This is a genomic window from Acinetobacter sp. LipI_15, from assembly GCF_058242865.1.
Genome location: NZ_JBZAYN010000001.1, coordinates 2,398,662 through 2,412,524, shown reverse-complemented (window position 1 = coordinate 2,412,524; position 13,863 = coordinate 2,398,662). Strand labels below are relative to the sequence as shown.

Genomic DNA, 13,863 nt, shown 5'->3' with positions numbered 1-13,863 from the left:
ATTTAAGAACCTTATCCTGTTTATTCAATAATTGTATGATTAAATTTCTTAGAATAAATATGATTTAAAAACAAATCACAAAGTGAGGCGAAAATTAAATTTCGCGCCAAACTTCATTCTTATCTTTCAATGAAATCACAAAGTTAAATTTGTCATCATTACTTACCAAAAGGCCTTCTGGCGTTTGCATAATCACTTTTAGAACGGTACCAGTTTCAAAAACCAAAGGACTGCAATTTTCTTTATTTAATGTAATTGGTTTGAGTAATTCAACAATTGCACTTTCCATTTTACTTCCCCAAGCATAGGTTGTTAATTGAACTTAGCATATTATTGGTGAAGAAACATGTTTTGTAAATGACGTGAGCTACATCGCAGAAAATATTTTAGAGAATTCCATAACTTAAGTTTAAATAATGGTTAAATAAATTATGGTTTTTTAATCTATTGATATCAAAAATAATTTTAAAATATGACAATCTTTTTAACTGTAATTATATGTCCTAAGATGCGTCTTTTGTTCCACAAACAATGACCAGATCATCAAAAGGGCATGATTAATAATGAATTTAAGGTGAACTTCAGTTTTCATGCTTAAGCTAACAGAATGATGTGTCGTCTTGTATTTGATTGTTAAATTTCAGATTAAACAGCGTTAAATATTCAATCTGAACAAGAAAATTAATGAAATAAAACTTATCATCAGCAACTCAAACTAAAAACAAAGATTCAGGGAAATGTAGGACTAATGTTTAAATCTTTTTTTCCAAATCCAAAATGGTTTTTTGGATCATTCCTTATATGGTTCATAATTAATATCGCCTTATGGTATAGCGGTGGTCATAGTTGGGGGACGATGTTCGGTTTACCTGCAAATTATCATCTTGCAGAGTTGCCAATTGCTGTCAGCCGATTTTGGAGTCCCAAATTTTTATGGTTCTATGTTTGGTTTTTTGTAGCAACGGCGCTTTTTGCAGCCTTTTGGAAGATCAAATCAGATAATCCTTGGCAGCGATGGTCAGTGTGGGGAACCGCACTTATTCTATTTAATGTTTGGTTTAGTGTGGAATGTAATGTCGTGATCAATGCTTGGTATAACCCATTCTATGACCTGATCCAGAAAATGCTTTCAGGTGGTGGGGGCGAAGTGACGATGCTATATTCTGAGATACTGACTTTTCTCTATGTGGCCATGGTGTATGTCACACTGGCTGTATTGAACCTGTTTTTCGTCAGTCATTATGTTTTTCGTTGGCGTACTGCAATGAATGACTTTTATACTGCGCATTGGGAAAAACTGAGAACCATCGAAGGTGCCTCACAGCGTATTCAAGAAGACACGATGCGCTTTGCAAAAACCACAGAAGGACTTGGGGTTAGCTTAGTTGAATCGGTGATGACCTTAATTGCATTTCTACCTGTGCTGCTAACTTTATCAACACATGTAAAGAAATTACCTGTCGTGGGGGAAATCGCCTATGCATTGGTTTGGGCGGCAGTCCTTTGGGCGGTTTTAGGGACGGTTATTTTAATGCTGGTGGGTTATAAACTACCGGGTTTGGAGTTTAATAATCAAAAAGTCGAAGCGGCATATCGTAAAGAGTTAGTTTATGGTGAAGATCATGCAGATCGAGCAGACCCTTTCACATTAAAAGAATTATTTGGTAAAGTCCGATTTAATTATTTTAGACTATATTTTCACTATGCTTATTTCAACCTGGTTCGTATTTGGTACATGCAACTGGATAATATTTATGGATATTTTATTTTGTTTCCAAGTATTGCTGCGGGAACAATTACGCTCGGTATATTAATGCAAATTTTAAATGTCTTTGGGCGTGTACGTGATTCCTTCCAATACCTGATTTCCTCATGGACAACCATTATTGAACTGATTTCTATTTACAAACGTTTAAAAGCATTTGAAAAAACAATTAATAATTAATTTTTAATCTTAAAAATGACCTGTAATTAATTACAGGTTTTTTTTATGGTTTTAATTAATGAGAATTACAAATAAATAAAATCAATAAATTAAAGAGGTTAGATCTTATTTCATGATTTTATAAAAAGAATGTAAATAAAAATACTTATTATGTAATTTTGGTAATTTTACGTATATATATTGTATCTATATTGATGATTAATTTATAAAAATTACATTTTTGTTGAATTTTATCACATTTTATTTGCTTTTTTTTACATTTGAAGTGCAAACAAAATCACATATTTTGGTGTTGGTGTGTATTTGTTTGCAAATTCATTCTTTCTGTTTGGCGTGAAGCATCTTAACAATGTGATAAAGAAAAAAACTTTAATATTTTTTTTAACTTTGCTGAACTGTTATATGTCCATTCACATGCCTTTTGATTAATAAGATAAAGCTTGTGATTTAAAAAATTATATAAAACATATATTTATAAATAAGCCAGAGGGTAATTATCATGTTACAAGTCCAAGTTGTATCAAAAGAACATCATTCTGTTTTAGAAAACATACAAACGAGTAATATTTCATTAAAGGAGGCTTCTGTTGTTGTTATACATACTTCAAAAGAAAATGTTTTAAGTATGGAGAGAAGTGGAAATACTTTAATTATAAAAATGAAAGACGGACAGCAACTGATAATTGAGAATTACTTTACAGATAATGCGAATGAAAACAATGTTGTACTAGAAGAAGATGATAAATTATACCTATTAGAAACAAATCCAAATGAAGCTGGATTATTTGAAATTAACTATAATCCGATCGATGAAATTAATCCTTTACTCTATTCAGATTCAACAGTTGGTTTATGGACGTGGTTAGTTCCTTTAGTTACTGCTGGAGGCATTTTAGCTTGGGCAAATAATGATTCAGATAGTTCATCGGGTTCGGGCAACTCAAATCAAGCACTCGATGCGGCAGAAAAAGCGGTAAAAGCAGCAGAAGATGCAAATAAAGCCGCAAAGGATGCTTTGACCGATGCACAAGCGGATGGATTAATTACCCCTGAAGAAAAGACCAAGCTTGAGCAAGCACTTGCCGATGCCAAAGCCGCTGAGGATGCTGCTCAGAAAGCTGTTGACGCATTAAAAGACAGTACTGAAAAAGACGACTTACAAGATCGTCTCGATAACTTAACGGATATCGTGATTCCACCTGTGACCGATACAGATGGTAATGGTATTGATGATGCGGTGGATGCGCAAATTGCCGATGCAGAAGCGGCAGTGAAAGCGGCGGAAGATGCGTACCAAGCCGCAGAAGATGCCTTAGCGCATGCTGAATCAAATGGCTTAATCACCCCAACCGAAAAAGCTGCACTTGAAGATGCACTCAAAGCGGCACAAGATGCCAAAGCTGCAGCACAAGATGCGGTGAATGCCTTGCCATCTGCACCAGCAGCTGTTCAAGATGCCAAAGATGGTTTCCAAGAGCGTATTGATAACTTAACGGATATCACCATTCCAGCAGTCAACGATGCGAATGAAAACGGTGTCGATGACAGCACAGAAAATCCAGTGGATTTAGCCACAGAACTGGTTGATGCAGCGGAAGCAGCAGATCAAGCAGCTAAAGATGCACTGGCTGATGCCAATGCAGATGGCGTGATTACGCCAGAAGAACAAGCGGCCTTAGAAGATGCCTTGAAAGATGCACAAGATGCCAAAGATCTTGCACAAAATGCGGTAGATGCGCTTGATCCGGGTACAGCCAAAGACGACTTACAAGATCGTCTCGATAACTTAACGGATATCGTCATTCCACCTGTTACTGATGCAGATGGTAATGGCATTGATGATACCGTTGATGCGCAAATTGCCGATGCAGAAGCGGCAGTGAAAGCGGCAGAAGATGCGTACCAAGCCGCAGAAGATGCCTTAGCGGATGCTGAATCAAATGGCTTAATCACCCCAACCGAAAAAGCTGCACTTGAAGATGTACTCAAAGCGGCACAAGATGCCAAAGATGCAGCACAAGACGCGGTAAATGCCTTGCCATCTGCACCTGCAGCTGTTCAAGATGCCAAAGATGGCTTCCAAGAGCGTATTGATAACTTAACGGATATCGTGATTCCACCTGTGACCGATGCGAATGAAAATGGCGTAGATGACAGCACAGAAAATCCAGTGGATTTAGCCACAGAACTGGTTGATGCAGCGGAAGCAGCAGATCAAGCAGCGAAAGATGCACTTACAGACGCCAATGCGGATGGCGTGATTACGCCAGAAGAACAAGCGGCCTTAGAAGATGCCTTGAAAGATGCGCAAGATGCCAAAGAACTTGCACAAAATGCGGTCGATGCGCTTGATCCGGGTACAGCCAAAGACGACTTACAAGATCGCCTCGATAACTTAACGGATATCGTGATTCCACCTGTGACCGATGCAGATGGTAATGGCATTGATGATGCGGTGGATGCGCAAATTGCCGATGCAGAAGCGGCAGTGAAAGCGGCGGAAGATGCGTACCAAGCCGCAGAAGATGCACTTTCAGAGGCTGAATCAAATGGCTTAATTACGCCAACCGAAAAAGCCGAACTTGAAGATGCACTCAAAGCGGCACAAGACGCCAAAGAAGCAGCGCAAGATGCGGTAGATGCTTTACCGTCGGCACCTGTAGCTGTGCAAGATGCCAAAGATGGCTTCCAAGATCGTTTGGATGCGTTGACGGATATCACCATTCCAGCGGTCAACGATGCGAATGAAAACGGAGTCGATGACAGCACAGAAAATCCAGTTGATTTAGCCACAGATCTGGTAGAAGCAGCAGAAGATGCGTATCAAGCAGCAGAAGATGCACTCACTGATGCGAATACAGATGGCTTAATCACACCTGAAGAAAAAGCTGCTTTAGAAGATGCCTTAAAAAATGCGCAAGATGCCAAAGAGACAGCACAAAATGCAGTGGATGCCTTGCCAGGCAGCGCGGACAAAGATGCACTGCAAGATCGCATTGATGCCTTAACGGATATCGAGATTCCAGCGGTCACCGATACAGATGGTAATGGCATTGATGATGCGGTGGATGCGCAAATTGCGGATGCAGAAGCAGCAGTGAAAGCGGCGGAAGATGCGTACCAAGCCGCAGAAGATGCATTAGCGGATGCTGAATCAAATGGCTTAATTACCCCAACGGAAAAAGCTGCACTTGAAGATGCACTCAAAGCGGCACAAGATGCCAAAGCTGCAGCACAAGACGCGGTAAATGCCTTGCCATCTGCACCTGCAGCTGTTCAAGATGCCAAAGATGGTTTCCAAGAGCGTATTGATAACTTAACGGATATCGTGATTCCACCTGTGACCGATGCAGATGGCAATGGTATTGATGATGCGGTGGATGCAGCCGAAGCGGCAGTAAAAGCTGCGGAAGAAGCATATGCAGATGCGCAGACCGCGATCAGCAATGCAGATACAGATGGCAATGGCGTGATCACAGCTGCAGAACAACAAGCGGTACAAGATGTAATTGATACTGCGGCAGGCTTAAAAGCTACAGCTGAGGATTTGGTTGATGCTTTAGCAGCCGGTCCAGTCCAAGATGGCTTAAATGGTCGCCTAGATGCCTTAACGCCATTAACAGCACCAGCAGTCACCGATGCAGATGGCAATGGTATTGATGATGCGGTGGATGCGCAAATTGCGGATGCAGAAGCGGCAGTGAAAGCGGCAGAAGATGCGTACCAAGCCGCAGAAGATGCATTAGCGGATGCGGAATCAAATGGCTTAATCACCCCAACCGAAAAAGCCGAACTTGAAGATGCACTCAAAGCGGCACAAGATGCCAAAGATGCAGCCCAAGACGCGGTAAATGCCTTGCCATCTGCACCTGCAGCTGTTCAAGATGCTAAAGATGGTTTCCAAGAGCGTATTGATAACTTAACGGATATCACCATTCCAGCAGTCAACGATGCGAATGAAAACGGCGTTGATGACAGCACAGAAGATCCAGTGGATTTAGCCACAGAACTGGTTGATGCAGCGGAAGCAGCAGATCAAGCAGCGAAAGATGCACTTACAGACGCGAATGCAGATGGCGTGATTACGCCAGAAGAACAAGCGACCTTAGAAGATGCATTGAAAGATGCGCAAGATGCCAAAGACCTTGCGCAAGACGCAGTTGATGCATTGCCTGAAAGTACAGCCAAAGATGACTTACAAGATCGTCTCGATAACTTAACGGATATCATCATTCCACCTGTGACCGATACTCTCGCCCCAGATGCACCAGTGATTGATAGCTTCGATGGGACGACAGTAAGTGGTACAGCAGAAGCAGGATCAACGATCACGGTGTATGACGAAAATGGCACTGAGATTGGTAGCGGTACAGCAGACAGCACAGGCAACTACACAGTGACCTTGGCTACGCCATTGGCAAATGGTGAAGAAATCAGCGTGACTGCAACAGATGCGGATGAAAACGAATCCATTGCAGCGACGGACACAGCGCCAGACACTACAGCGCCAGATGCACCAGTGATTGATGGCTTTGACGGTACAACGGTTGAAGGTACAGCAGAAGCAGGATCAACGATCACGGTGTATGACGAAAATGGCACTGAGATTGGTAGCGGTACAGCAGACAGCATAGGCAACTACACAGTGACCTTGGCTACGCCATTGGCAAATGGTGAAGAAATCAGCGTGACTGCAACAGATGCGGATGAAAACGAATCCATTGCAGCGACGGACACAGCGCCAGACACTACAGCGCCAGATGCACCAGTGATTGATAGCTTCGATGGGACGACAGTAAGTGGTACAGCAGAAGCAGGATCAACGATCACGGTGTATGACGAAAATGGCACTGAGATTGGTAGCGGTACAGCAGACAGCATAGGCAACTACACAGTGATCTTGGCTACGCCATTGGCAAATGGTGAAGAAATCAGCGTGACTGCAACAGATGCGGATGAAAACGAATCCATTGCAGCGACGGACACAGCGCCAGACACTACAGCGCCAGATGCACCAGTGATTGATGGCTTTGACGGTACAACGGTTGAAGGTACAGCAGAAGCAGGATCAACGATCACGGTGTATGACGAAAATGGCACTGAGATTGGTAGCGGTACAGCAGACAGCACAGGCAACTACACAGTGACCTTGGCTACGCCATTGGCAAATGGTGAAGAAATCAGCGTGACTGCAACAGATGCGGATGAAAACGAATCCATTGCAGCGACGGACACAGCGCCAGACACTACAGCGCCAGATGCACCAGTGATTGATGGCTTTGACGGTACAACGGTTGAAGGTACAGCAGAAGCAGGATCAACGATCACGGTGTATGACGAAAATGGCACTGAGATTGGTAGCGGTACAGCAGACAGCATAGGCAACTACACAGTGACCTTGGCTACGCCATTGGCAAATGGTGAAGAAATCAGCGTGACTGCAACAGATGCGGATGAAAACGAATCCATTGCAGCGACGGACACAGCGCCAGACACTACAGCGCCAGATGCACCAGTGATTGATGGCTTTGACGGTACAACGGTTGAAGGTACAGCAGAAGCAGGATCAACGATCACGGTGTATGACGAAAATGGCACTGAGATTGGTAGCGGTACAGCAGACAGCACAGGCAACTACACAGTGACCTTGGCTACGCCATTGGCAAATGGTGAAGAAATCAGCGTGACTGCAACAGATGCGGATGAAAACGAATCCGTTGCCGCGACGGACACAGCGCCAGACACTACAGCGCCAGATGCACCAGTGATTGATGGCTTTGACGGTACAACGGTTGAAGGTACAGCAGAAGCAGGATCAACGATCACGGTGTATGACGAAAATGGCACTGAGATTGGTAGCGGTACAGCAGACAGCATAGGTAACTACACAGTGACCTTGGCTACGCCATTGGCAAATGGTGAAGAAATCAGCGTGACTGCAACAGATGCGGATGAAAACGAATCCATTGCAGCGACGGACACAGCGCCAGACACTACAGCGCCAGATGCACCAGTGATTGATGGCTTTGACGGTACAACGGTTGAAGGTACAGCAGAAGCAGGATCAACGATCACGGTGTATGACGAAAATGGCACTGAGATTGGTAGCGGTACAGCAGACAGCATAGGCAACTACACAGTGACCTTGGCTACGCCATTGGCAAATGGTGAAGAAATCAGCGTGACTGCAACAGATGCGGATGAAAACGAATCCATTGCAGCGACGGACACAGCGCCAGACACTACAGCGCCAGATGCACCAGTGATTGATGGCTTTGACGGTACAACGGTTGAAGGTACAGCAGAAGCAGGATCAACGATCACGGTGTATGACGAAAATGGCACTGAGATTGGTAGCGGTACAGCAGACAGCACAGGCAACTACACAGTGACCTTGGCTACGCCATTGGCAAATGGTGAAGAAATCAGCGTGACTGCAACAGATGCGGATGAAAACGAATCCGTTGCCGCGACGGACACAGCGCCAGACACTACAGCGCCAGATGCACCAGTGATTGATGGCTTTGACGGTACAACGGTTGAAGGTACAGCAGAAGCAGGATCAACGATCACGGTGTATGACGAAAATGGCACTGAGATTGGTAGCGGTACAGCAGACAGCATAGGCAACTACACAGTGACCTTGGCTACGCCATTGGCAAATGGTGAAGAAATCAGCGTGACTGCAACAGATGCGGATGAAAACGAATCCATTGCAGCGACGGACACAGCGCCAGACACTACAGCGCCAGATGCACCAGTGATTGATAGCTTCGATGGGACGACAGTAAGTGGTACAGCAGAAGCAGGATCAACGATCACGGTGTATGACGAAAATGGCACTGAGATTGGTAGCGGTACAGCAGACAGCACAGGCAACTACACAGTGACCTTGGCTACGCCATTGGCAAATGGTGAAGAAATCAGCGTGACTGCAACAGATGCGGATGAAAACGAATCCGTTGCCGCGACGGACACAGCGCCAGACACTACAGCGCCAGATGCACCAGTGATTGATGGCTTTGACGGTACAACGGTTGAAGGTACAGCAGAAGCAGGATCAACGATCACGGTGTATGACGAAAATGGCACTGAGATTGGTAGCGGTACAGCAGACAGCATAGGCAACTACACAGTGATCTTGGCTACGCCATTGGCAAATGGTGAAGAAATCAGCGTGACTGCAACAGATGCGGATGAAAACGAATCCATTGCAGCGACGGACACAGCGCCAGACACTACAGCGCCAGATGCACCAGTGATTGATGGCTTTGACGGTACAACGGTTGAAGGTACAGCAGAAGCAGGATCAACGATCACGGTGTATGACGAAAATGGCACTGAGATTGGTAGCGGTACAGCAGACAGCACAGGCAACTACACAGTGACCTTGGCTACGCCATTGGCAAATGGTGAAGAAATCAGCGTGACTGCAACAGATGCGGATGAAAACGAATCCGTTGCCGCGACGGACACAGCGCCAGATACTACAGCGCCAGATGCACCAGTGATTGATGGCTTTGACGGTACAACGGTTGAAGGTACAGCAGAAGCAGGATCAACGATCACGGTGTATGACGAAAATGGCACTGAGATTGGTAGCGGTACAGCAGACAGCATAGGTAACTACACAGTGACCTTGGCTACGCCATTGGCAAATGGTGAAGAAATCAGCGTGACTGCAACAGATGCGGATGAAAACGAATCCATTGCAGCGACGGACACAGCGCCAGACACTACAGCGCCAGATGCACCAGTGATTGATGGCTTTGACGGTACAACGGTTGAAGGTACAGCAGAAGCAGGATCAACGATCACGGTGTATGACGAAAATGGCACTGAGATTGGTAGCGGTACAGCAGACAGCACAGGCAACTACACAGTGACCTTGGCTACGCCATTGGCAAATGGTGAAGAAATCAGCGTGACTGCAACAGATGCGGATGAAAACGAATCCATTGCAGCGACGGACACAGCGCCAGACACTACAGCGCCAGATGCACCAGTGATTGATGGCTTTGACGGTACAACGGTTGAAGGTACAGCAGAAGCAGGATCAACGATCACGGTGTATGACGAAAATGGCACTGAGATTGGTAGTGGTACAGCAGACAGTGCGGGGAACTACAGCGTTGCAGTAGCGCCAAGTGTTGCCGATGGTGGCAATATCAACGTGACTGCAACCGATGTTGCAGGCAATGAATCTGATCCAACTGCAGGTGTAGCGGATACCAGTCTTGATTTAACAGCGCCAGATGCACCAGTGATTGATGGCTTTGACGGTACAACGGTTGAAGGTACAGCAGAAGCAGGATCAACGATCACGGTGTATGACGAAAATGGCACTGAGATTGGTAGTGGTACAGCAGACAGTGCGGGGAACTACAGCGTTGCAGTAGCGCCAAGTGTTGCCGATGGTGGCAATATCAACGTGACTGCAACCGATGTTGCAGGCAATGAATCTGATCCAACTGCAGGTGTAGCGGATACCAGTCTTGATTTAACAGCGCCAGATGCACCAGTGATTGATGGCTTTGACGGTACAACGGTTGAAGGTACAGCAGAAGCAGGATCAACGATCACGGTGTATGACGAAAATGGCACTGAGATTGGTAGTGGTACAGCAGACAGTGCGGGGAACTACAGCGTTGCAGTAGCGCCAAGTGTTGCCGATGGTGGCAATATCAACGTGACTGCAACCGATGTTGCAGGCAATGAATCTGATCCAACTGCAGGTGTAGCGGATACCAGTCTTGATTTAACAGCGCCAGATGCACCAGTGATTGATGGCTTTGACGGTACAACGGTTGAAGGTACAGCAGAAGCAGGATCAACGATCACGGTGTATGACGAAAATGGCACTGAGATTGGTAGCGGTACAGCAGACAGCACAGGTAACTACACAGTGACCTTGGCTACGCCATTGGCAAATGGTGAAGAAATCAGCGTGACTGCAACAGATGCGGATGAAAACGAATCCATTGCAGCGACGGACACAGCGCCAGACACTACAGCGCCAGATGCACCAGTGATTGATAGCTTCGATGGGACGACAGTAAGTGGTACAGCAGAAGCAGGATCAACGATCACGGTGTATGACGAAAATGGCACTGAGATTGGTAGCGGTACAGCAGACAGCATAGGCAACTACACAGTGACCTTGGCTACGCCATTGGCAAATGGTGAAGAAATCAGCGTGACTGCAACAGATGCGGATGAAAACGAATCCATTGCAGCGACGGACACAGCGCCAGACACTACAGCGCCAGATGCGCCTGTTATTACAATGGGCTATGATGACGCAGGGGCTGTAACGGGTCTGATAAATTCTGGTAGTACGATAGATGATTCGACTCCGACATTGTATGGAACAGCTGAAGCAGGCAGTGTGGTGTCTATCTATGTTGATGGAAGTACAACTGCTATTGGTACAGTGACTGCAAATGCAGATGGATCGTGGGTGTATAATTTGACAACGCCGTTGTCAATAGGCTCACATACAATTCAAGCAACAGCAGCAGATCAAGCTAATAATGAGAGTGGGCTTTCAAATAGCTTTGCAATTACAGTAAATGCGGAACAAACAACTAATGTAGCACCTGTAGTTGCAATTAAAGATACAAACTTATTAGGTTTGATTGGTGCGGATGTTGCGGGATTAATTGTATTTGAACAGCAACCGTTATTAGCAGCTGATGCTAATAATAATATTACGAAGTTAACACTTAGTGCGAGTAATGGGGTGTCACTGGCCAGCACTCTGAAATTTGTATGGGGTGGAGACAGTTATGCAGCTACAACAGGCTTGTTGGGAAGTCCTTATGAAGCTGCTGCTAATGGTTCTATCGGTTCAGCTTTGCTAGAGGAGTTAGGTCTTAAGATTAGTACTGACAGTACAAATACTTTCGTACTGCTTAATGCAACTGCAAACCTTGTGATAGAGTCAGCAGTTCCTGGCGGTACGATCAGTAATGATGTACTGAATGAGTTCTTGTCAGCAGTGCAGATTCAAAGCGGAGGATTGGCATCACTTGTTGATTTATCGTTGCTAGGATCATTGCAAATCACTGCAACGGATTCAAATGGTTTAACTGGAACGGCGAATCAATCCCAGTTGCTGAATTTAGGTGTATTGCCTGGATTATTGGATGGAGGAAATACATTTATCACTTATGGCTCAGCTTCTAGTGATATTATTGATAAGTCTGCAGAGACAACGAATCAGCGTCTGTATGGTTTTGATGGTGATGATACGTTAATCGGCGGTTCTGCTAACGACATTATTCGAGGAGGTGATGGTAATGATATACTCCAAGGCAATGGCGGAAATGACAAACTTTATGGCGGTGCTGGTTCAGATACCGCAATCTATGATTTGTTGAATACAGCAGATAAGACTGGCGGAAATGGTACTGATACGTGGGAAGATTTCCATGCTGGAAATGTAGCTACTGATCAAGAGGCTGATAAAATAGATATATCTGGTTTGTTAGCCGACCAAGATGTGACGTCTGCGAATATAGATCAATATGTATCTGTGCTTTATGATGCTACTAATAAAGTGGCAATAATAAGTGTTGATAGAGATGGTGATGGTAGTAATTTTGAAACAGCGCCATTGTTAGTTTTAACAAATCAGCAAAATGAAATTACTTTAGAAGATTTAATCCAAAATCAGCAATTATTATTCTAACTAAATAGTGAGAATAATGTAAAAAGAGCCTCCTCGGAGGCTCTTTTTTTTATTTTCTACATAAACACCACTAGATCCAAATAAAATGTGAAACTCATCAAATTAAAATGAACAACATGTGTATACATCTCATACGTATGCGATTTTAGTGATTAAAGCTATAAAAATAATAAATAAAATCAAGATTATAAAATTGTGAAAGATACTAAATTACGCTATTTTTTAGAGGTGAATTTTTTGAGATTTTTGCTGTGAATTTAAAGGCAATATTATGGGTGGGGAGTATTGGATTTGCATTACATGGTTGTACAACCATGCAGAGTTTAAACCCAAATTCATTTAATCATTATGCATCACCACAAGAAGTGATCAATCAAAAAGGGCTAAATAGCGCAAATGGAAAGGCGAAAGAATACGTCTATGATTGGGGGCCACAAAAGAAAAATATGGAAGCAGAATCACTCATACCCAAGCAAAATATGAGCAGTTACTGCCAAGCCAAAAATGGCAAATTTATTCAACTGAATAAAAGCAATTTGAACCAAGTCAAAAATGCATGGAGTCGTAAATTATTAGCGACCTATAGCAGTATAAAACAGGGCACAGGTGTATTTCAGTGTAGTCAGGCAGATGGACAGCGCTGGATGGTTGCTATTGAACCCGTTTCAGAGCGTAAATCAAATGACCGTTCTGAAACCCGCTTAGTCAGTTTGTATACAGCAATCATTGGACCCGATGAACGTCGCAAAAATTACAATAAACAAGAAGAAAACGTAGCTAAAAAAGTAACATCAAGCAAAGCAAAAGCAACGACAACAAAAAGCAATGCGAAAGAGGAAGCAAAAAAAGAAGTAGAGACTAAAAAAGAAACCAAAGCCAAAGAGCCTGAAAAAAAACCTGTAGTGAAACCAGTAGCAGAAACATCGCAGCAGATACAAATGCGCTTATATGTGAATGCACGACGTGACCTGAATGCCGGAAAAAATCAAGTCACCGCTTGTAATAATGCACAGCGCGCTTATAGCTATGGCAAATTAAATGGTGCAAATGCCAATAGAGCCTATGCTGAATCAGGTATGCTCGTTGCAAAATGCTTAACCTCAGTGCCTGCATATAGCAAAAGTTATCCAAACGCCAATGCAAGAGCCAAAGGCATCCTACAAAACTTAGCGACCAACTATAATCACGCAGGGGCAAAAAATATGTTGAATCGTATGAAATAAAC

Annotated in this window: 4 protein-coding genes; 3 read left to right on the top strand and 1 reads right to left on the bottom strand. The window is 44.1% G+C overall.

The features are described from left to right. Positions 1-94: 94 nt before the first annotated feature. The gene (locus tag AC4CU0_RS11410; RefSeq protein WP_180004283.1) at positions 95-289 is read right to left on the bottom strand and encodes a hypothetical protein; all 195 of its coding nucleotides are present in this window, start codon (positions 287-289) and stop codon (positions 95-97) included. Between the two features lie 459 nt (positions 290-748). Here AC4CU0_RS11410 and sbmA point away from each other — a divergent pair, with 459 nt between their 5' ends. The 3 genes from sbmA to AC4CU0_RS11395 all read left to right on the top strand — a co-directional run bounded on the left by sbmA (position 749) and on the right by AC4CU0_RS11395 (position 13,861). Continuing rightward, on the top strand, positions 749-1,945 hold the full coding sequence (gene sbmA, locus AC4CU0_RS11405; protein WP_490743175.1) for a peptide antibiotic transporter SbmA: 1,197 nt from the start codon (positions 749-751) through the stop codon (positions 1,943-1,945). 499 nt (positions 1,946-2,444) lie between these two features. Then, positions 2,445-12,638, top strand: coding sequence for an Ig-like domain-containing protein (locus AC4CU0_RS11400; protein WP_490747083.1), 10,194 nt, complete (start codon positions 2,445-2,447; stop codon positions 12,636-12,638). 314 nt (positions 12,639-12,952) lie between these two features. After that, on the top strand, positions 12,953-13,861 hold the full coding sequence (locus AC4CU0_RS11395; protein ID WP_490743173.1) for a hypothetical protein: 909 nt from the start codon (positions 12,953-12,955) through the stop codon (positions 13,859-13,861). Positions 13,862-13,863 lie beyond the last annotated feature (2 nt).

Coding starts and splice junctions, on each gene's coding strand:
- AC4CU0_RS11410 (WP_180004283.1), bottom strand. CDS start 289: ATGGAAAGTGCAATTGTTGAATTACTCAAACCAATTACATTAAATAAA.
- sbmA (WP_490743175.1), top strand. CDS start 749: ATGTTTAAATCTTTTTTTCCAAATCCAAAATGGTTTTTTGGATCATTC.
- AC4CU0_RS11400 (WP_490747083.1), top strand. CDS start 2,445: ATGTTACAAGTCCAAGTTGTATCAAAAGAACATCATTCTGTTTTAGAA.
- AC4CU0_RS11395 (WP_490743173.1), top strand. CDS start 12,953: ATGCAGAGTTTAAACCCAAATTCATTTAATCATTATGCATCACCACAA.